This window comes from Spirosoma foliorum (assembly GCF_014117325.1).
In the GTDB taxonomy this organism is placed as follows: domain Bacteria; phylum Bacteroidota; class Bacteroidia; order Cytophagales; family Spirosomataceae; genus Spirosoma; species Spirosoma foliorum.
The window spans coordinates 5171092-5192423 of sequence record NZ_CP059732.1 but is presented as its reverse complement, the minus strand read 5'-3'; the positions used below and the strand labels follow the sequence as shown (position 1 = coordinate 5192423).

20 protein-coding genes and 1 pseudogene are annotated in these 21332 nt (G+C 47.2%); 13 read left to right on the top strand and 8 right to left on the bottom strand.

Annotated features, from left to right (window positions below):
* The first annotated feature begins 44 nt into the window (after positions 1 to 44).
* From H3H32_RS22055 to H3H32_RS22030, 6 genes are all read left to right on the top strand, one after another.
* Positions 45 to 650 (top strand): DUF1684 domain-containing protein, encoded by a 606-nt coding sequence (locus tag H3H32_RS22055; protein ID WP_182457780.1) that lies wholly within the window; start codon positions 45 to 47, stop codon positions 648 to 650.
* A gap of 317 nt (positions 651 to 967) precedes the next feature.
* On the top strand, positions 968 to 1411 hold the full coding sequence (locus H3H32_RS22050) for a cold-shock protein (protein ID WP_182457779.1): 444 nt from the start codon (positions 968 to 970) through the stop codon (positions 1409 to 1411).
* 114 nt (positions 1412 to 1525) lie between these two features.
* Entirely contained in the window at positions 1526 to 1714 is a 189-nt protein-coding gene (locus H3H32_RS22045; protein WP_182457778.1) for a hypothetical protein, read from the top strand.
* A 227-nt stretch (positions 1715 to 1941) separates the two neighbouring features.
* Positions 1942 to 3741 (top strand): thiamine pyrophosphate-dependent enzyme, encoded by a 1800-nt coding sequence (locus H3H32_RS22040; protein WP_182457777.1) that lies wholly within the window; start codon positions 1942 to 1944, stop codon positions 3739 to 3741.
* 64 nt (positions 3742 to 3805) lie between these two features.
* Positions 3806 to 4555, top strand: a complete 750-nt coding sequence (locus tag H3H32_RS22035; RefSeq protein WP_182457776.1) for a DUF5958 family protein — start codon at positions 3806 to 3808, stop codon at positions 4553 to 4555.
* A 134-nt stretch (positions 4556 to 4689) separates the two neighbouring features.
* Positions 4690 to 5376 (top strand): CAP domain-containing protein, encoded by a 687-nt coding sequence (locus H3H32_RS22030; protein WP_182457775.1) that lies wholly within the window; start codon positions 4690 to 4692, stop codon positions 5374 to 5376.
* Positions 5377 to 5389: 13 nt separating this feature from the next.
* On the opposite strand, the gene H3H32_RS22025 is transcribed toward H3H32_RS22030, so the two are convergent.
* On the bottom strand, positions 5390 to 6445 hold the full coding sequence (locus H3H32_RS22025) for a methyltransferase (RefSeq protein WP_182457774.1): 1056 nt from the start codon (positions 6443 to 6445) through the stop codon (positions 5390 to 5392).
* Positions 6446 to 6622: 177 nt separating this feature from the next.
* Between H3H32_RS22025 and H3H32_RS22020 the strand changes: the two genes are divergently transcribed.
* The 3 genes from H3H32_RS22020 to H3H32_RS22010 all read left to right on the top strand — a co-directional run bounded on the left by H3H32_RS22020 (position 6623) and on the right by H3H32_RS22010 (position 9444).
* Positions 6623 to 7639 carry a bifunctional heptose 7-phosphate kinase/heptose 1-phosphate adenyltransferase gene (locus H3H32_RS22020; protein WP_182457773.1) on the top strand — a complete coding sequence of 339 codons (1017 nt, stop codon included), beginning with the start codon at positions 6623 to 6625 and terminating at the stop codon, positions 7637 to 7639.
* Positions 7632 to 8903: an AGE family epimerase/isomerase gene (locus H3H32_RS22015; RefSeq protein WP_182457772.1), complete on the top strand. Its 1272-nt coding sequence runs from the start codon at positions 7632 to 7634 to the stop codon at positions 8901 to 8903. Before H3H32_RS22020 ends, H3H32_RS22015 begins: the two co-directional genes overlap by 8 nt.
* Positions 8904 to 8973: 70 nt before the next feature.
* Entirely contained in the window at positions 8974 to 9444 is a 471-nt protein-coding gene (locus H3H32_RS22010) for a hypothetical protein (protein WP_182457771.1), read from the top strand.
* A gap of 189 nt (positions 9445 to 9633) precedes the next feature.
* On the opposite strand, the gene trxA is transcribed toward H3H32_RS22010, so the two are convergent.
* Both trxA and H3H32_RS22000 read right to left on the bottom strand, forming a co-directional pair.
* Positions 9634 to 9939 (bottom strand): thioredoxin, encoded by a 306-nt coding sequence (gene trxA, locus H3H32_RS22005; RefSeq protein WP_182457770.1) that lies wholly within the window; start codon positions 9937 to 9939, stop codon positions 9634 to 9636.
* A gap of 106 nt (positions 9940 to 10045) precedes the next feature.
* Complete coding sequence (locus H3H32_RS22000) at positions 10046 to 11353, bottom strand: bifunctional 3,4-dihydroxy-2-butanone-4-phosphate synthase/GTP cyclohydrolase II (RefSeq protein ID WP_240543451.1); 1308 nt, start codon at positions 11351 to 11353, stop codon at positions 10046 to 10048.
* A gap of 208 nt (positions 11354 to 11561) precedes the next feature.
* Here H3H32_RS22000 and H3H32_RS21995 point away from each other — a divergent pair, with 208 nt between their 5' ends.
* The 3 genes from H3H32_RS21995 to H3H32_RS21985 all read left to right on the top strand — a co-directional run bounded on the left by H3H32_RS21995 (position 11562) and on the right by H3H32_RS21985 (position 15141).
* Positions 11562 to 13565, top strand: a complete 2004-nt coding sequence (locus tag H3H32_RS21995; RefSeq protein ID WP_182457769.1) for a T9SS type B sorting domain-containing protein — start codon at positions 11562 to 11564, stop codon at positions 13563 to 13565.
* Positions 13566 to 13654: 89 nt separating this feature from the next.
* Positions 13655 to 13987 carry a YbaB/EbfC family nucleoid-associated protein gene (locus tag H3H32_RS21990; RefSeq protein ID WP_182457768.1) on the top strand — a complete coding sequence of 111 codons (333 nt, stop codon included), beginning with the start codon at positions 13655 to 13657 and terminating at the stop codon, positions 13985 to 13987.
* 119 nt (positions 13988 to 14106) lie between these two features.
* Positions 14107 to 15141, top strand: a complete 1035-nt coding sequence (locus H3H32_RS21985; protein ID WP_182457767.1) for a glycosyltransferase family 2 protein — start codon at positions 14107 to 14109, stop codon at positions 15139 to 15141.
* A gap of 39 nt (positions 15142 to 15180) precedes the next feature.
* On the opposite strand, the gene H3H32_RS21980 is transcribed toward H3H32_RS21985, so the two are convergent.
* Entirely contained in the window at positions 15181 to 15402 is a 222-nt protein-coding gene (locus tag H3H32_RS21980; protein WP_182457766.1) for a PspC domain-containing protein, read from the bottom strand.
* 341 nt (positions 15403 to 15743) lie between these two features.
* Here H3H32_RS21980 and H3H32_RS21975 point away from each other — a divergent pair.
* Positions 15744 to 15942 (top strand): annotated as a pseudogene (locus H3H32_RS21975) (cold-shock protein).
* Positions 15943 to 16013: 71 nt separating this feature from the next.
* Here H3H32_RS21975 and lysS read toward each other — a convergent pair.
* From lysS to fucP, 4 genes are all read right to left on the bottom strand, one after another.
* Entirely contained in the window at positions 16014 to 17768 is a 1755-nt protein-coding gene (lysS, locus tag H3H32_RS21970; RefSeq protein WP_182457765.1) for a lysine--tRNA ligase, read from the bottom strand.
* A 193-nt stretch (positions 17769 to 17961) separates the two neighbouring features.
* Positions 17962 to 18981, bottom strand: a complete 1020-nt coding sequence (locus H3H32_RS21965; protein WP_182457764.1) for a zinc-binding alcohol dehydrogenase family protein — start codon at positions 18979 to 18981, stop codon at positions 17962 to 17964.
* Between the two features lie 87 nt (positions 18982 to 19068).
* Complete coding sequence (locus H3H32_RS21960; RefSeq protein ID WP_182457763.1) at positions 19069 to 19860, bottom strand: L-fucose dehydrogenase; 792 nt, start codon at positions 19858 to 19860, stop codon at positions 19069 to 19071.
* Positions 19861 to 20056: 196 nt separating this feature from the next.
* Positions 20057 to 21310 (bottom strand): L-fucose:H+ symporter permease, encoded by a 1254-nt coding sequence (fucP, locus tag H3H32_RS21955; RefSeq protein WP_182457762.1) that lies wholly within the window; start codon positions 21308 to 21310, stop codon positions 20057 to 20059.
* Positions 21311 to 21332 lie beyond the last annotated feature (22 nt).

The following is a 21332-nucleotide window of genomic DNA, read 5'->3' as shown; positions in this document are numbered from 1 at the left end:
AGGACACAGACCGAGGATGCGGAAATTAGTGTAACTATGTAGTTATGAAAATCCTGCTACTTCTGCTTTCGATTCTGCTAACTACGGCTGCCATTGCCCAATCGTCTTTTTCGGACCAGCTTGCCAAACACCGGGAGAAATACAAAAAGGATTTGCTTAAATCGGCTGGTGGACCGTTGGCTTCGGAAGAAGAGTTAGCGTTTGTCCAGTTTTACGAGCCGGACTCGACTTATCGTGTAACGGCTACGGTGCAGCTAACGCCCAAAGCCGAACCATTTGAGATGCCAACCTATAACGGCATGACCCGCCCGCATGTATCCTACGCGATCCTGTCGTTTGTGCTTGATGGCAAGCCGCAACAATTGACCTTGTATCGTAATTTGAACGTGATTCGAATGCCCGAGTATCGGGATTATTTGTTCCTTCCGTTCAAAGATGCTACATCGGGGCAGGGAACTTACGGCGGTGGGCGTTACATCGACTTTCGCACGGGAGAGGTTCAAAACGGACAACTGATTATCGATTTCAATAAAGCTTACAATCCGTATTGTGCCTTTCATGAGGGCTACCCATGCCCAATTCCGCCCAAACAGAACCAACTGTCTGTAGCCGTACCCGTTGGCGAAAAAGCGTACGGAAAAGCTCATTAATGGGTATGTACTACGATATCGTTTAGGTCCACGCTGTGTTTCTGTATGAACTGAAGGGACATTAAATGACTTGGAAACCACTTGATTTAGAGCGGTATGAGCTTATAATAGGCTATAATTGACCCGCCATTGTACTCACTCATTTATGATTTGTGAATATTATTTCAAAGAAACAACTTATTCTGCTGATATAGGGTTGATTAAGTAGTGGGTCATATAAACCCGCACGGATTGGCGGATTGTGGTCGCAGTAACCCACCTCTCTGAAGTACATCCTGACGAACGCACGCAGGCTGATCTCACATAATAACTAAAGAATGGAGACATTTAGTAAAAAAGAAAAAGAAAAAGCAAGGCAGAAAAAGAGAAAAGACAAAGAAGAAAAGCGCGAAGAACGGAAAGCAAATGCTCAGAAAGGGCAGGGGCTGGACGAAATGTTGGCCTATGTGGATGAGAATGGGAACATAACCTCAACGCCACCAGACCCAAGAAAGAAAAGAGCGATCGATCAGGAAGATGTTCAGATCGGTGTGTCGAAACAGGAAGATATTGCACCCCAGGACACCGTCAGAAAGGGTATTGTGAGCTTCTTTAATGGATCGAAAGGATACGGCTTTATCCGGGATTTACAGAGTCAGGAGAGTATTTTCGTGCACATGAACGGGCTGGTTGATCCCGTTAGTGAAAATGATAAGGTAACCTTTGAGGTCACAAGAACCCCTAAAGGACTCAATGCTGTTTCGGTGAAAAAAGCCGTATAGGCTTACTATTTATAAACCATCTTTGGCCGATGGACACTAATCGTGCATAAATGGAGTTGTGCTTGTAGACCAGGTGTTATGCGAATACCTGGCTCATCCTTATCTCCTATATTTATGAGTAAGCCGACTTACACCTCTATTCCTCCTACCACTGATAGTGTTTACTGGATGTTGAAATCTTCGGATGGTAAAACCAGTATATATGTACCGAGGGACAGAGATCTTGATCGCCAGCTAAAAATTAAGTTTCAGGCCGAAGTAGCTGCGCGGACGTCGATTAAACGGAAAAAGGATCATCGGTAACCAGTAAAAAATAAGCATATTAGTACGGCCTGGCCTTTTAGCCAGGCTTTTTTATTGCCTAGTTTGTTCGATCCCTTCCGGGCCGAACCTTTGCACCTTGTGTTCCATAGCCTCGCTCTTTCCTGATCTGCCATTAAGATTCTTTAATCTGCTCGATGCCTGCCAAACACGAATGACAGATCGGTAGTTAAACTCCCACTGATTCTATTCGTTTTTTATCTGGGACTATGGCAAAGACAGGAGCCGACCTATTGGTCGAACGGTTGTTGGAGTGGGGTGTTGATACCGTGTTTAGCTTACCCGGCGACGGTATCAATGGTATTTATGAATCGCTGCGTAAGCGGCAGGATAAGATTCAACTGATTCAGGTGCGGCATGAGGAAGCAGCAGCCTTTATGGCCTGCGGTTATGCCAAATTCACGGGCAAACTAGGGGTTTGTATCGCAACTTCAGGTTGTGGAGGCATTCATCTGCTCAATGGCCTCTATGACGCCAAGTACGACTCGCAACCTGTACTAGCCATTACAGGCCACACAGCCCATGATATCAGCGGTACTTTTTTTCAGCAGGATGTCGATCTGGTGAAAGTCTTTACCGATGTGGCCGTTTACAACGAGCGGGTTATGGGGCCAGATCATGTGGTTAACGTGCTGGATCAGGCTGTTCGGACGGCGTTGGGGCAGCGTACCGTAACCCACATTTCGTTTCCGAAAGACTACCAGGACTGGACTGTAAGTGATGATAAACGCTCCTCAACTAACGTTCCCGATCATAGTAGTGCAACGCAGGTTAGTCAAACAGTAGTGCCCGATGCCCGGCAGTTACAACGAGCTGCCGATCTGATTAACGCTGGCGAAAAGGTAGCCATTTTTGCCGGACGTGGTTGCCTAACTGCTCGCGATGAAGTGATAGCTTTGGCCGATGCCGTAGGTGGGCCTATTATTAAAGCCTTATTGGGAAAAGGCGTAGTGCCCGATAATGATCCCTTTACAACGGGTGGTTTAGGCTTGCTGGGAACAGCTCCTTCGCAGGATGCTATGCAGGAATGCGATACGTTGATTATGATTGGCACACGATTCCCTTATCTCGAATTTTACCCCAAAGCAGGTCAGGCGCGAACGGTCCAGATTGACCTTGATCCGTCGCACATCGGCCTGCGAACACCTGTAGAGGTTGGTCTGATGGGCGATAGTAAAGCCGTTTTACAAGCCTTACTGCCCCTGATTCAGCGCAAAAAAGATCGCAGCTTTTTGGAGAAAGCACAAAAACGTATGGGGCATTGGAACGAACTCCTGACCGAGCGCGGTACGCAGGAAGCCATACCCATGAAGCCGCAGGTAATTCCGCATACGCTTAGTCCACTCCTCAACGACGACGCTATCGTTACCTGCGATTGTGGTAACAATACAACCTGGGCTGCCCGACATATTCAGATTCGGGGTTCTATGAAATTCTCTACGTCCGGACTACTGGCCACGATGGCATCGGGATTGCCTTATGCAATTGCTGCATCGGTTTCGCATCCAGGGAAGCAAGTGGTGGCTTTAGTGGGCGATGGCGGTTTCACAATGCTTATGGGCGAACTGGCTACAGCAGTGAAATATAAACTACCGATTAAGGTGTTCATTTTCCACAACAATTCGTTTGGGCAAATTAAATGGGAGCAGATTGTAATGGAGGGTAATCCCGAATTTGCCGTGGATTTACAGCCCATTGATTTTGCCGCCTATGCTAATGCCTGCGGAGCAAAAGGGTTTACGATCAATGACCCTAAGCAAGCTGATGCTGTTATTCGGGAAGCGCTGGCGCATGATGGCCCGGTGGTTGTTGACGCCATTGTTGATCAGAATGAACCCCCCATGCCGGGTAAAATAACGACCGACCAGGCCATCGAATTTGCCAAAGCTCTCGTGCGTGGGGAGCGCGACCGAAGTGAGATTATCAAAAACGTGATCAGTAATCAGTTTCACGAAGCTGTTGCTACCAAAGGACGTAGTTTGCTGGATATTTTACCTGGGAGAGGATAAGTAATTAAATCCGTATCTTTGCTTGTGTAGTAGATTGATTGTTAGTATATTATATTCCATCATCATGAGTATAGAAGAGGAAATCACGATCTATCAATTCGGACACGGCGTTTATTCAGTTAGCGATATTCTTGAGCAATTTCGCCAACTGAATGAGGGTGAAAAAAGGATGAGGTTGTATGAGATTTATTCGCTGATACAGCAATCAAACCCTGCTGACACGGATATTGAACAGGCTATTGCTTCCAGTTCGTTAGATCCTACAAATGAGTCTTGTACTACGCTAAAAACCCAGCGATTCCAGCCTCATATGGTATTTCTGCCAGATGGAGAATCTGAAAAGATAGCCGAGTTATTACTACATGTATTTAAGTTGGCGTATCAACGAAGCTACGAACTGGAAAAAGAAAACCCGCGTGAATGGTGGTATGCTGATTTTTCGAAACCTGATATTGTACAGGCTACATTGGCGAGACATCGTGAACTAGCTGATGAGATGTATAATAACCCCAGTTTTCGATTTGAATTTGTTGCTCTTACCAAGCTGTGGTATAAGAGGAAAACAGTAAGAGAGGTGTCGGAACCAGAACCCGTTCCTGAACCACAGACGCATTTCGATTTTGTTACTTATGATGAGATATCAATAGAGGGTCTGGCTACGTATAAGCGTGATTACGACATGATGTACCTGCAAAATTCGGTTACCAAAGGATTAGCGAAACAGTATGAGGTAGATATTGATCTGGCAAGACGATTGATGCTGACTGTTATTGACCGACATATGCAGGAAACCTACCATACTACTCTCCTATAAGAAGCCCACGGGACTGTCTTGACTACATAGAAAATCGTCTCAAAAACTAAACTAACCGCTTCGAGTAAAATTAGATTATTGTGGGCTTTCTGATTTGAAAATCAATCGTTTGTTTAGCTAAAATAGTCCCGCCTATGAACTGGTGGATGGTATTTCAGGTATGCCAATGGGTGGCGAATATAACGGCCACGCCAGACGAGTATCGGCTGAGTGATCAGGCATTTTTTGCTCAGTCGATAAGCCAGCAACCTATAGCGCTTGATAAACCCGATACACTTCTGTTAGATATCGCGCTATTTCAGGCTACCAATGAAGCTCGGCGGCAGGCAGGCTTAAGTCCGTTATTGTATGATCGGGCTTTGTATCAGGCTGCCCGAAACCATGCTCAATCCATGATCGACCATAATTACTATGGTCACGAGGATTTTTATAATCTAAGCGAGTTGACGGTCCAAAAGCGTATTGGAAAGCAGACAAACCAGTTTGAGCGATTTGCTGAAAATATTGGTCAGTATCAGACCATCGATACCCCCGACTGGTTCTGCGCCCGTTTGAACAAGCGAACACATCAATATGAATATATGGATTCGCAAACTAGCCAGATTTTTCAGCCATATACGTATGCGAGTTATGCCCGGTACGCTGTTAAGCAGTGGATCAACTCACCCCACCACCGAGCTAACTTGCTGAATCCTTTGTTTACCCACGTTGGGTGTGCCGGGCGCCTGTCGACTAGCCCGTTTAAAGAACGAAAACCGCCTTTTGGGCGAGTGGTGCAGAATTTTGGTGCAAAGAGTTTATTTGCTCACGTAGCCCATTAGTACGTTTTCTGTGTCAAGCTGGTTTTACGGCCCAGATCAAGCCATAATCCATCTGTGTCGGAATATTCGTAGCGGTTGGTTCTAAACCCGCTTCCGCCAGCCAGCTCCGGTATTCGGCCCGGCTGTAGCAACGCCCAAGTGTATTCCAGAAAAGTTGCGCGGAATAATCCGTAACGGCTAATGGCCCACTTAGATCGTCATCCAGAAAAGCATCGTGTACCCATAATTCGCCACCAGGGCGCAAGGCTGCGGCAAAGCGATGGGCCAGATGTTGGCAGGTAGATGTTGGCCAATCGTGAAAAAGGCTGGCTGCCAGTAAAATATCTGTTTGTGGAATATCATCGGTTAGCATATCCCCAGGCATGAATGTTACCCGCTCTTTAACGCCTGCCGCCCCCGGCCGACCACTTTGAACGAATTCCTCCAGCAATTCGACCGCCACCGCAAGCACCGCTGGCCGGTCGAATAGGGTAGCCGTTGAGGTCGGATTTGCTAACAACCATTCGTAGGTATAGAAGCCTGTACCGCCTGCAACATCTAACAAATGCCCTTCTCGTTTTGAGAGATTTGCGGCTGCTATAGGGGAAAGATGACGGGCGCGCCCGGCTAAGCCTAGCGTAAATTTTCGGGATAGCTCCGGGTCATCCATAGGCGAAGGGCCTTCCCCTTCCTTCACGAACGAAATGCCTTCTGGGGCCTGAAGCGGGCCATCGTTTCGGAGTCGAATGGCCATTTCGAGGACACCCGGATCGTCTTTCTCCAAACCCGTATAACCCGTTAAATTGGGTGTTTGAGTTTGCGTTAAATAATGCCCTAATTCTGTGAGAGCAAGTTGGCCTGATTCATCAAACCGCAGCAATTCCATGGCACATAGGGCCGGAAATAAGACCATAGCTGAACGCTCGGCCAGTTGGAGCTGATTGCGGAGTTCGGTTACGGAAAGTGGCCCGCCTTTTAATTCCTCAAATACGTTCAAATGATGAACCGCAGCCAGTAATAAACGGGAGCCAAACATAGCCCGTAGATGGCGTGTGATAGGAGCAAGGTCGAGTTGGGTTATTGGGAGCATTGAGGATACGATTGAGTCAAGCTGGGCGTCAAAGATAAAGACAAGCCTTGGAACTATCCGAGTCCTTAGATATGCCATTTCTTTGAGAAATGGCGTATCTAGTAAAATAAATCAGTGAGTAGCTAGCCCATAATAACGGGTTTTAGGTCATATAGAGATGAATCCACTAACGAGTTAATGACAAGCACAGCCATTCGAACCCTTTTTCAACGATTTGCCGGCCTGAAAGTGGGCGTTATCGGCGATTTTGCCATTGATCTTTATTTCACACTGCAAACCCAAACCGGTGAGACGTCGCTCGAAACGGGGCTAAATGTATTTTGGGGAAGTAAACCCCGTGCCTTTCTTGGAGCCGCCGGAAATGTTGTTCAGAATCTGGTTGCGCTGGGTGTTTCAGACATTCAGGCTATTGGCTGCGTGGGCAACGACCTGTATGGGCGAGAAATGCAGCATTTGTTTCAATCGCTGGGTGTAAAAACTCAGTATCTGCAAGTGCTCGACAACGGCTGGGATACATGCGTATACACCAAGCCAAATCAGGATGGCAAAGAAGCTAATCGAATTGATTTCGGCATTGCCAATAAACTGGATGAGGCTGTTTTCGCCAGTGTGATCAACGGTCTGGAGCAGGCACTGAAGAATCTGGATGTGCTGATCATCAATCAGCAGTTTGCCAATCCGTTACTCACCGAAGCGCGAGTGAAGTTGCTCAATGAGTTAATGCCCCGGTTTCCGAACGTGAGATTCCTGGTCGATATGCGTGATGTGGGGAAGCTGACTCAACGGGCCACACTGAAAGTAAATACGGCCGAGCTGGCTAAATTTCTGGGTATCGAAGAAGCCCCCGAACATCCTGAGCTGGATTGGTGCGTTCAACAGGGAAATTTATTCCGGGAACGAAGTCAAGGCCCCTTGCTGATTACGCGTGGTCAGGCTGGCATTCTGTATCTGGATGATCAGGAAACAAAGCTCGTAGAAGGTCTTTCCCTACAGGGCGAACTCGACACGGTTGGGGCCGGTGATACGGTTGTGGCTACCTGGGCGGCTTGTATAGGCGCCGGTGCTTCGCCCCAGGAAGCCCTGACAGTGGCTAATCTGGCGGCTGGTGTTACCGTCCAAAAATTAAATCAAACCGGCACAGCCAACCTGGCCGAAATCCTTGCCTTGCATACTACCTACCATTCTAATGACTAACGAAACCTTACAACAGTATCGTCAGGAAATGCATGATCACCTGACGAATGAGTTATTGCCTTTCTGGATGCAACGGGCCGTCGATCGCGGAAACGGGGGCTTTATCACTCATTTCGATCAACACGGCAATGATTCGGGCGAAGACGAGAAATCGCTCATTGCCCAGACCCGCTCCATTTACACCTATGCGTCGGCCCACCGGGCTGGCTACGGCAATGGCGAACTGGCCGATATGGCTCGTCACGGCGTCGATTACCTGATAACCAACATGTGGGATCAGGAGTACGGCGGTTTTTACTGGATGACCAATCGAAAAGGAGAGGTACTGATCGATCAGAAAATCGTGTACGGGCAGAGCTTTGCCATCTATTGCCTGAGTGAGTACACGCTGGCCACAGGCGATACACGCGGGGTTGAGTATGCCCGAAAGGTATTTGATCTGTTACAGAAATACGTCGTAGATACCTGTTACGGTGGCTATTTCGAGATGTTCCACCGCGACTGGACGCTGAAAGGTCCGGGTGCTGCTGGTGGAGATCGTAAAACGCTCGATGCGCACATGCACTTGATGGAAGCTTTCACCACCTTGTATGAATGCACGCAGGAGCCGATTCATCGTCGTAAACTGCTGGAGGTTATAGAGTTGCTGGTTACGAAAATCATGCACCCAGCCTATGGAACGGGCGTGCCCCAATTTTGGGCCAATTGGCAGGTAGCTCCGCAAATCAAGTTTGATGTGATTTGGGGCTGGGATCGCTTTACCGAAGATGGTGTAAAGCGGGAAGCGGAAGACAACACGAGTTATGGCCATAATGCCGAGTTTGCGTGGCTATTGATTCATGCGTTGGATGTATTGCAAATTCCGTATGATACGTACCGCGATCAGCTACAAAAATCATTTTCTCATGCTGTTGACTACGGGGTTGATTGGGAACAGGGGGGCGTTTTTGTAGAAGGCTCGCATAGTGGTGCCGTATACGATCGGGAGAAGGAATTCTGGCAACAGGCTGAGGTATTGATCGGCTTTCTGGACGCCTACCGAATTTTGGGCGATGAAAAATATTGGAATGCCTACGCAAACGTCCACCGATTTGTGCTGGACAAAATGGTCAATCATCCGATAGGGGAGTGGTGGCCATTGATGACCCGGCAGGGTGTTCCTATCTGGACGCACATGAGCCATTCCTGGAAAATTAACTACCACACCGTTCGGGCGGTAGTTCAGTCTATTCGACGATTAGATAAGCTAATTGATAAGGAATAAGTACAAAATAATATTTGTATATTTTAATTTTATTCTATAGCTTGACCGGTAAATCAACCCTCTTACGGTCATGAAAACCTCACTTTTGGTAGTTACCCTTTTGCTGAGTACCGTTCTGCGTGGTCTGGCTCAGGCCGACAACGATGCCATTAAACGCGTGCTGTTTAATGAGACCGAAGGTTTTTTTACGCGTGATAAAGCGAGGTGGGCAAATGCCTGGGCGCATACCCCCTATGTCAACTTTGCCGCTAATCTGTATGGCGGAGATTTCAGGCTCATAAAAGGCTGGAATGATCTGGAAAAACAATTTGCCAGTCAGTTCAAAAGCTCGAAAGTGTTGGATAAGGTAATGGTGCAAAACACTAATTATACCATCCATCAGAATGGAAATATGGCGTTTGTCAGCTACGATCAAACACTCGTAGATAGCCACGGGAAAACAACGTCGAAGGAAACGCGTGTGGTGGAAAAGTTAAGCGGAGAGTGGAAAATAATTAATGTGATCGCGCTGACGAATCTGCAGAACTTCGCGAAGAAGTAAGAACGGTGCACTGACAAACCCCGATAGGGGTGTCCTGTTAATAATTGGGATAGTGTTTAATCAAAAGCGCCGTAGGTGCGACCTGTTTAGATGAGGTCGCACCTACGGCGCTTTAGTTGAATCAACCATAAAATACGCTATTGACAAGCCGCCCTTGCAGGGCTAATACAAACCCTATAAATTCTAAGTTTAAGCGCCAAACTGCTTTACTAATCCTTCCAGCGTGTGTAGCGGCTGAACGCCCGACTGACGCCAGACAATCTTACCGTCCTTGAACATAATCATGGTCGGAATGCTCCGAATCTGATATTGCTGAGCGGCTTCCTGTGCCCTATCCACATCAATTTTAATGACCCGAACCTTGTCGCCAGCACGCTCGGTAAGTTGTTTCAGAATGGGCGCCTGTTGCTTACAGGGACCACACCAGTCTGCGTAGAAATCGACCAATACAGGCTTATCGCCCTGAATAAGGTCTTTGAATGATTGCTTGCTCATCGTATGTAATTTTCTGTTTACAGTACTCGGTTTACGGTTAGCTGAAGCCAGTTCACCGGTGCGGTTAGCCAACCGTAAACCAAATACTGTAAACCATAAACCGTACCTATTGTTCTTCGTTAACAGGCTCATTCAGAATTGTATGGCCCATTTTATCGCGCTTGGTTTGTAAATAGCGGATGTTGTGCGGATTGGATGGAATCTCAATGGGTATTGTGTCGATGATTTCCAGTCCGTAGCCCATCAAACCAGCCCGCTTTTTAGGATTGTTCGAAATGAGCCGCAGTTTGCGAATACCCAGATCCCGCAGAATCTGGGCACCAACACCATAATCACGAGCGTCCATCGGTAAACCAAGTTCGAGGTTTGCTTCAACCGTATCCCGACCCATCTCCTGAAGTTTGTAGGCTTTCAGTTTGTTCATCAAACCAATGCCACGCCCTTCCTGAAACATATACACAATTACTCCCTTACCTTCTTCTTCAACCATTTTCATGGATGCGTGAAGTTGGGGGCCACAATCGCAACGGCAGGAACCAAAAATGTCGCCCGTAACGCAGGACGAGTGAACGCGTACCAGAACGGGTTCGTTAGGTTCCCAACTGCCTTTGATGAGCGCCAGATGCGTATCGCCTGTGTTGCTTTGCTTATAGGCAATCAGGTCGAAATGACCCCATTGAGTGGGCATATCGACGCCAATTTCCCGATGAATCAGCGTTTCGGTACGGAGCCGGTATTCGATCAAATCCTGAATACTAACGAGTTTCATACCGAAGCGGTCGGCCATTACCCGCAATTGGGGGAGCCGGGCCATGGTACCATCTTCGTTTAATACTTCGATGAGTACACCAGCAGGGGATAACCCTGCCATCCGCGCCAGATCAATAGCCGCTTCGGTGTGTCCGGCCCGACGGATAACGCCACCTTCGGAAGCGCGTAATGGGAAAATGTGACCAGGACGACCGAGATCATCGGGAACCGTTGTTGGATCAACCAGCGCCTGAATCGTTTTCGCCCGGTCAGAAGCCGAGATGCCTGTTGTACAGCCGCGGCCCAGTAAATCGACCGAAACCGTAAAGGGCGTTGTGTGTACAGACGTATTACTCGTAACCATCATCTCAAGCCCTAACTCATCGCAACGCTCTTGGGTGAGGGGCACACACATAAGACCACGGGCTTCACGAACCATGAAATTGACCATTTCGGGCGTTACCATTTCGGCTGCGCAGATCATGTCGCCCTCATTTTCGCGGTCTTCGTCGTCAACTACAATCACAATTTTCCCCGCTTTTATATCGGCAACAGCCTCTTCAATACGGTCGAGTCGAATAGGGGCTATATCAGCTTGGGTTAACTCATCGCCAGCAGTAGCTTGAGGTCCAGTGGTTTCAGAGTTGGTACTATTATTGCTCATCTTTTTTGGTCTATGCGTGTCGGTGAAAGTATATTTGGTAGTTGATTCATTGGCTGTCCAGATGGCCAGTCAATACGTTTTACCTACACTCAGTTTGACCTGAAAACTGATTTTAAGAAAGATACGTTTCGCTGGACGCGAAAATGTCCGTTGGGCCGTTTTCAAGCATAGGAACGATAGATTAAAGAACAATAAAAAAAGACCCTCTGTGCGAATTTTACGATTGTGGCTGATTGATGTTGGGGCGAAAGCTAATGTGTTGGCTTATTGGAAGGTAATGGCTCTGTTGGGGCTACTACTTCTCTGTAAATCGCCTAGTACACAGGCCCAGAATGCCTGCATAAACCCACTGTTCCCTGGTAATTTTTCGCTTACTAAAGACAAGGTTTGTGTGGGAACACCGGTTGAGGTTAAGACAGGTCCCAATATCATTAATGTTGGCTATAACTTCCAATATGATGGTAAGAGTCCACTCGGTCAGGTAACTTTTGCGTCAAGTACGACTGCTACATATGCACAACCCGGATCTTATACAATTATCCAGTATGGTTCTGGGGGTGGGGGCACTGTCTTGTGTAAAGAAGTTACCGTACTTCCTGTTGATCAAGTGAAATTTGCTGCAAAGTCGTGTTCGGGCCGGAGGGCAATGATTGTTCCAGATGCCTCAACATTAGGCCAATATGATCAGTATGAAGTGTATTGGGGAGATGGAGTGCGCGAACTAAAAACGCGTGCTCAAATGGCTCTTGAACTGTCGCATACCTACACGAACGCGGGTACCTATACATTGACGGTTCAGGGCATCTACAATGCTCCAGCCAGTTGCCGATCAACGCTAACGACGGCACCTCCTATTACAGTTGCGGCTAATGCAGCTCAACCAACCATCACGGCCTTAAAAACAACCAGCGACAATTCGATTGATATTACCTATATGGCCGGTGCAGGTTCTTCCGTACAGTTGTTTCAGAAAATAAATGGAACCTATGCGGCAACAGGACAGACTGGTACGGGAGGTGGGTCATTTACTGTTCAAACGGATGCCAAACAAGTACAGTGTTTTCAGGTACAAACGCAGGATGCCTGCAATAGTACCCCACTGAAATCGGATGAGGTGTGCAGCCTGGTTATAGATGTAAAAGCTGCGAACAAACAGAATAACCTAAGCTGGCAACCCTATGCCGGAACGATTTCTGGAGCAACACAATTTCGGTCATATAGAATCTATAAAGGCAGCCTTCCTGCTGGTGTCGTAACGAACCAGGCTACTAGTAGTTATAGCGATAATTCGAACATTGCCTGTGGCGTGCAATACTGTTATAGTATCGAAGCGACTATTGCCGGAACGGCTCAGACTATTGTTACGTCGGCTCCCGTTTGTGTGCTGGGTATTAATGGCGAGTTGCCCGGTGATTTGGGAAGTACAGTTGTATCCATTGAAAATAACCACCCTCATTTAGTCGTTTCCTTGCCCACTACAGGGGCCTCGTCCAGCTATACGCTGGTTGTCAGTCGAGCTAGTGAGGGTTCAAATACGTATACGCCAGTAGGTACCATTGCGAATAAAAATGCATTCACAGATGAAACTGCCGACGCATCGACCGGCTCTTACTGCTACCAGATAACTTACCTCACGAATTGTGGCGTTGCATCGGCTCCATCGGCACCCGTTTGTTCGGTGTATTTGACATCCAAGTCACCAACAGGTATCGACTGGACGGCCGAATCGCCTTTTACGCCAGAAAAAATCGGGAATTATATCATTGAAGTGATCGACTCGGTGAATAATACCCGACGAGAAATTACCAATATTGGGGTCAATACACATTATGATCTGAGTGCTACTGACCTGGATATACAATCGCAGAAGTACCGAATCATTGCTGTTTCGGACAATGGAGCCGTTAGCTACTCGAATTTTTATACATTCCGCCGTGAGGCTAAAATCTGGGTTCCCGACGCCTTTACGCCTAACAATGATACTCAGAATGATACCTTTGTTATAAGAGGTACTTATTTTGATCAGTTCAGGATGAGCATTTTCGATCGATGGGGCGAGGTAATTTATAGCACTACCGATAAAACGCAGGGATGGGATGGAAAAGTGAAGGGACAGGATGCTGCAACTGGCCAATATATGTACCACATTGAGGTCATTGACCTGACCGGTGTGAAAACTGTTCGTACGGGTGCGGTGTTATTGGTACGATAAAGGAGTCAGTAGTGATCAGCTAATAGTCGTTAGGACTAGATTGCTGCGTAACTATTGACCATTGACTAACTCACTATCGACTTAAAATTATGAATATGATGGATATGTTCGGGAAGATGAAAGAAGTTCAATCCCGAATGAAAGATGCTCAGGAGACACTTAGTACCATTACCGAAACAGGTGAATCGGGTGCTGGCTTAGTGAAAGTAACGGTGAATGGCCTGAAAAACGTCCTGAAAATTGAGATTGACCCCGATCTGATTCGCCCCGACGACCGCGAAATGCTTCAGGATCTTATTGTAGCAGCCACCAATAAAGCGATGGCTAATATTGAAACAAAATCTCGTGAGCACCTTCGTCAGGCTACCGAAGGGCTGCTGCCTAATATTCCTGGTCTAAATCTGGATGGATTGATGTCTTAATAGTTTGTAAGTTTGTACCGGGCCGCCGGGGCGGTTTGACGTTTGACGCTGGCTCATGATCTATACACTATAGCCAACTACAGACGTCAAACCGCTCCGGCGGCTCGGCACAAATTGATTTGGATACCCTTGCCATTGTTATTCTTAATTACAACGGAAAACCGTTTTTAGCCAAATTCCTGCCTGCAGTACTGGCCACCGCTAATGGGCACCCAGTGTATGTTGCCGATAGTGCTTCTACCGATGATTCTGTAGCTTTCCTACGATCTACATTTCCGACTGTTCGTGTTATTGAACTTCCTCGTAATGAGGGCTATGCCGGCGGTTATAACGCAGCTTTAGAACAGGTTCGAACGCAATACGGAGGAGCTACTTACTACGTCTTGCCAAACTCCGATATTGAAGTAACCCCCGGCTGGCTGTCGCCCGCACTGGCTCTATTGGAAGCAAATCCGAAAATTGCCGCCTGCCAGCCTAAAATCCGTTCATACAGTGACCGCGAGTTTTTTGAACATGCAGGGGCTGCCGGTGGCTTTGTTGATTGGTTGGGTTATGTATTTTGTCGAGGGCGTGTATTCGCTACCTTTGAGAAAGATCATGGCCAATACGACGATAACCGACAGATCTTCTGGGCAACTGGAGCCTGTCTATTTGTCAAGGCGGAGATATTTCACCAGATAGGAGGTTTCGATGGGTCGTTTTTTGCCCATATGGAAGAAATTGACTGGTGCTGGCGTGTGCAGCGATTAGGCTATGAAGTATGGGCGTGCGGGCAATCGACGGTTTATCACGTAGGCGGGGGCACACTTCATAAATCCAATCCCCATAAAACCTTCCTTAATTACCGCAATAGCCTCTTTATGCTCTATAAAAACTGGCCCGCTGATGGCTGGTTGTGGCCCAAAATTCTGTTTAGGTTAGTGATGGATGGTTTATCGTCGTTGCTCTTTATGCGCGAAGGCCAGTGGCCAGATGTGTGGGCAATTGTACGAGCCCACTTTGCCTTTTATGGAGCACTGCCCAGGCTCCAGCGCCAACGGCGTGAACTAAAAAATCAGCAAACCACCGAAGTTAAACTGTATCCCAAAAGCGTTGTCTGGCAGTACTTTGCCGAAGGAAAGAAGACGTATGGGGAAATGATGAATGATGAATGATGAATTGTTTTGTACAATCATTCATCATTCATCATTTTGTTACAGTTCCCAAATAGTGGGGTGAGCATGTCGGCGCAGGTGTTTATTCATCTCCATCCAGAAAGCGAGTATCAGATAGAGAACAACGGGAGAGCCGAGTGTCAGAAACGAGGTATAAATAAAATATAAACGAATGCTACTGGCCGAAATATTCATCTTCTCCCCCAAACGAGAGCAGACACCGAACGCCTGACTTTCAACAAAATAGCGAATCTTATTCATTTTGATTGTCCCTGAAGTGGATTATACTCTGTCATCAATCCTACACAAAACTAACGGCTGTATTTGATAGAATGTTTGCCGTTTACGAAGAAAGCCAATATAAACTTAATGAAATTAGCTAAAAAATGCGCGTAAACTCATTGAAGTCAGAACATTTTCGTTTTCTTTGTGTTGTAACGGGGCTAAGGGCTTTTACGTGCCGTTTTCGCCATTACATTTAACAAAGTTCGTTGATCTTCAACCTCATATCCTAATGAACCGGATATTTAGTTTTCTGTTTTCGGAATCTTTGTTAATGACTGACCCCTTAAATGTTTAATTAGTTTAATTGTTTACGTTTTATGCAAACAGGTGAAGTAAAATTCTTTAACGAAAGTAAAGGTTACGGATTCATTGTTGAAGATGGTACCAACAGAGAACATTTTTGTGCACATCACGGGCTTGAATGGGATTACCATTCGGGAAAAAGATCGGGTGCAGTTTGAAGTGGTAGACGGCAAGAAAGGACTCAATGCCGTAAAGGTGCAAAAAATTAGCTAATTAGATTTACTCCCCAGCATCGACTTACGAAATAGAAACCCCACCCGGTTTTCAGGTGGGGGTTTCCTTATTTAATTTCCAGTCCAACTACGTACCTGATCCAGCGTAGGCATTGGTACGTCCATTTTTAGTTTTTTGCGCACACCCCCAAGATCATTAAAGAGCTTATTAGGGTTGCTTGCCTGGAGTTGATCGACTGTTTGAATAGCCAACTTTTGTAGTGCCGGAATCCATTCGGCCGGAACACCGACTACGACAAAAGCACTATCGTCCGCTAGCTCTACTTTCTTTTCTGGGCGCATCTGTGGGAAAAACAGAACATCCTGGATCGAAGGCTGGTTGGTCATGATCATCGTCAAACGATCAATACCCAGACCAACGCCCGCCGTTGGGGGCATACCATATTCGAGGGCCCGCAGGAAGTCTTCGTCCAACGCCATTGCTTCTTCGTCACCCCGTTCGGCCAGGCGCAACTGCTCTTCAAAACGCTCACGCTGATCGAGCGGATCGTTTAGCTCAGAGTAGGCGTTGGCAATCTCTTTTCCGTTACAAATAGCCTCAAATCGCTCAACCAGACCCGGTTTGCTCCGGTGCTTTTTGGTCAACGGCGACATTTCGACAGGGTAATCGGTAATGAATGTCGGCTGGATAAGGTTGGGTTCGCAGGCATCCCCAAACAGCTCATCGATCAGTTTCGATTTGCCCATGGTGCTATCTACTTTAATTCCCCGACTTTCAGCAACCTGACGCAGTTCGTCTTCTTCCATTGCCGATACATCAACACCAGTATACTCCTGAATAGCCTCGAACATCGTTAGGCGTTTCCAGGGACGTTTGAAATCAATAACGTTTTCGCCAACAGTCACTTTCGTGGTGCCAGCTACGTCCAAGGCTACTTTTTCAACCATCTCCTCAATGGTGTCCATCATCCAGAGATAATCTTTATAGGCAACGTAGAACTCAACCTGGGTAAATTCCGGATTGTGGGTCCGGTCCATGCCTTCGTTACGGAAGTCTTTCGCAAACTCAAACACGCCATCATAGCCGCCCACAATCAGACGTTTCAGGTATAGCTCGTTGGCAATCCGCATATAAAGCGTCATGTCGAGCGAGTTGTGATGGGTGCTGAATGGGCGTGCCGTTGCTCCGCCGTGAATAGGCTGCAAAATCGGCGTTTCGACTTCCAGATAGCCTTTCTGACTCAAGAATTGCCGAATTGAGTTGACCAGTTTGGTTCGTTTTACGAATACGTCGCGTACTTGTGGATTCACAATCAAATCCACATACCGCTGGCGATACCGTTGTTCCGGATCGGTAAAAGCATCGAAGGTTTCTTTCTCTCCTCGCTCATTGACAACTTCCTTCACAACTGGCAATGGGCGCAACGCTTTGTTCAGAATCTTAAATTCTTTCACATAAACGGATAGTTCACCGGTTTTGGTGGTGAAGACATGACCCCGAACGCCAATGATGTCGCCAATGTCAAGCAATTTCTTGAAAACCGTGTTATACAGGGTTTTATCTTCGCCGAGACAGATGTCGTCACGACGGAAGTAGAACTGCATCCGGCCAGTGGAGTCTTGTATTTCGACGAATGAGGCACTACCGCTAATGCGGAATACCATCAATCGGCCCGCCAGTTGAATATTGCCCCAGCGTTCGTCGCCTGAAAAATCCTGTTCAGGTTCAACAGTTTGGAAAGCCTCACGGATGTCGGCGATGGTGGCCGTTACGTCAAATAGCTCAGCAGGGTAGGGGTCGATCCCCATCCGCATTAATTCTTCGCGTTTTTGTCGGCGATTTATTTCTTGTTCACTCAGTTGCATGATTGTCAATAAGTTGGTCAATCAGCAGGTTGACCAGTAATTAAGGCCGCAAAAATAGTGAAAAGGATTGGCGTTTGTAGAGTTGGGGATGTAAGACTAGTTTTTTCTGACAGGATTTACAGGATTTTCTCTAGCCTTCAATCCTGTTTTATCCGAAGCGTCGGCCCGGCTGTAAATCCTGTCAGAAAACAAACTAGTCATTCATCGAAACCATTGCTTTGATGACCCCATTCGCTGGATTGAGCCAGCTGGCAAATTTGTCGCTTACCTGCCCAAACGTCACTCGATGCGTGATGTAGGTTGTTGGATCAACCTGACCGTTTTTCATGGACGCAATCACATGTTCGAAATCCTGCCGGGTTGCGTTGCGGCTGCTCATAAGCGTGCCTTCCCGTTTATGAAACTCTGGGTGACTGACCGAAATTTCGCCTTTCTGCAATCCCACCAGCACATAACGGGCACTATGGGCCATATACTGAAACGAATTGTTAATGGCCTTAAGATTGCCGGTTGCGTCGATGACAACGGTTGGCATATCGCCATTCGTGATTTTGGCTATCTGGTCAAAAACGTCCGGGGCAGTGGCTAGCACCGTATGTTCTACGTTTAATCGGTTTCGGCAGAAATCCAGTCGCGATTCATTGATATCCAGTGCGATTACCTTGCCGCCAGCAATACGAGCAAACTCCATGACACCCAGTCCAATAGGACCTGCGCCAATAACCAGCACCCACTCGCCCGGTTGTACATTGGCCCGACGAATACCGTGCGCGCCAATAGCCAGCGGTTCAACTAAAGCCAGCTCATCGAAACTCAGGCCATTGCCATGTACCAGCGAGTAAGAGGGCACGGATAGGTATTCAACCATGCCGCCATCTGAATGAACCCCACATACATTAAGACTCGCACAGCAATTAGGCTTTCCGGACCGGCAGGCAATGCAGTGACCACAGTTGAAATAGGGAAGGAATGTAACGGCTTCGCCGGGTTCAAAATCAGGCGCTCCGTCTGCCTCGACCAACTCGCCCGCCAGTTCGTGGCCAAGAATACGTGGGTAATTGAAAAACGGCTGGGTGCCTTCAAACGCGTGAAGATCAGTGCCGCAGATACCAATCCGGCGAATGCGAATAATGGCGTTGCTAGGCGTTAGCTCGGGCTTTACGCCTGCTTGGTAGGTTAATTCCCCCGGCGTTGTACAGACTAAGGTTTGCATTCAAGTTTGAGGTTTGTAGCTTGAGGTTTGATGTTTTCGGTCTCTGTGAACATCAAACCTCAAACTACAAACCTCAAATTTTTTTAGTTATGACGCGTTTGCTAAAGCACGATCGAGGTGAACGTAGCCGCCATCGACGTACAGAAGCTGACCTGTTGTGTGGCTGGAACGGTTCGATAGTAAAAACGCCGTTGTGTTAGCGATTTCTTCGGCAGTCGTCATTCGGTTTTCGAGAGGAATATGCGAAACGATCGATGCCAGTTTTTCTTCTGGATTAGGCAGGGTGTTAATCCAGCGTTCGTACAGCGGAGTCCAGCATTCGGCTACCACAATGGCATTGACCCGAATACCATATTTCAGGAGTTCAACCGCCCACTCACGCGTTAGCGCGTTGCGTCCACCATTTGCAGCTGCGTAGGCCGAAGTACCTCCCTGACCTGTGTCGGCCGTTTTCGAAGTAATATTAACGATCGCTCCTTTTGACTCTTTCAAGGCAGGTAACGCATGATGAACGATCAGGTAATAATGGACCAGATTCTTATGCAGCGAAGCTATGAATGCCTCGTAATTACCATGCTCGAGACCAACGCCATCGTTTACGCCAGCATTGTTGACAACGCCGTCAATTCGACCAAATTTTTCCAGAACTGCCTGTACTGCTTTCGCTGATTCTTCGGGCTGAGTAAGTTCGGCTACAACCTGAAATGCCTGACGGCCAGCGGCTTCGATCTCCGCTACGACTTTCTGATTGTCGCTTTCATTTCGACCAATAATAACGGGAATGGCGCCTTCGCCAGCTAGTACGTTCACAATGCCTTCGCCAATGCCTTTGGCTCCGCCCGTAACGATGATCACCTTGTTTTGCAGTTGTAAATCCATATATGTAAGTACTGAATGAACGTTCGATGAAAAAAAGAAAGCCCTCACTCAAGCCGGTGGGGGCTTTCTGAAACCAACCTATGAAAATAAACTCCTTCAGAGAGTGTTATTGCTGTTGTCGTGAACGGACTAAATCCGATTCAGGAATGTATTGTGTATACGAAGTTTTCCTCGATTCGTACCCTTCACCCTTTAATTAATGTGACGTAGTTAAGGCTACATGTTTTACAGAAAGGTTTTTTATTGCAAAATACAGAATGGGTAAAAAACAGATAGCGGGTACCAGGTAAGCCGTTTGCATGGTGGTCATATCAGATACGCGGCCCATGATAACCGGGAACACAGCCCCACCTGCAATGGCCATAATGACCAATGATGACCCCAATTTAGTTTTTGACCCCAATCCCCGAATACTCAGCGAGAAAATGGTTGGGAACATAATCGACATGAAAAATTCAACGCCAACCAGTGTATAAACCGGTACCATTCCATGACCAAATACCGCAATGGCCAATAAACCAATGTTGAGTAAACTATAGAGTGCCAGTAAACGGGGAGGGGTAATATACCGCATCAGGAACGTACCGAAGAAACGACCAATCATAAAACCGAGTAGCGCGAAGGACAGTAACTTGGCGGCTTCTTTTTCGCCGATATTGGCTACCTGCCCCACAAACCGAATGAAAAAACTGCTGATGCAAACCTGCGCACCCACGTAGAAAAACTGAGCGATAACACCCATTACCAGATTTTTTTCGGATAAAATAGAGCCCTGACTAGCTGTTGGTGAATCGTCTACTTCCTCAATGACAGGGAGCGACGTCCGGCTAATCAGCAACGCTACCAGCAACACAATACCGCCAATGATCAGAAACGGAACCTGTACCGACGAGGCTTCTTCTTTTAGGTAGGCTTCGAATTGTGTAGAGCCCATAGCTTGTTGCTCTGAAGCTGATACATTTTTACCCGACAAAATAAATGCGCCACCAGCAAGCGGTGCCAGAAAGGCGGCAAGCCCATTGAACGATTGGGCGAAATTGAGTCGCTGGGTGCTTGTTTCAGAATCACCCAATACCGTGATGTATGGATTGGCGGCTGTTTCGAGTAACGTCAGCCCAGTGGCAATGACAAACAAAGCCACGAGGAAAAGGCTAAACTGCCGAAGTTCAGCGGCTGGGTAAAACAGAAACGTACCTCCTGCAAACAGTAATAACCCCAACGTAATGCCTGCTTTGTAGCCGTAACGTTTCATGAACAGCCCGGCTGGCAGGGCAATCAGGAAATACGCAAAATAAGATGCTGAATCGATCAGAGCTGATTGTAAATCAGTAAGTTGGCAGGCTTTCTTTAGGTGTGGAATCAGAATGGGATTCAGATTCAATGCAAAGCCCCACAGGAAAAATAAAACCGTAATTAAAGCAATGGCGAAACGATTGTCAGACTTGGACACAGGACTTTTTCGGGTTTAGGTG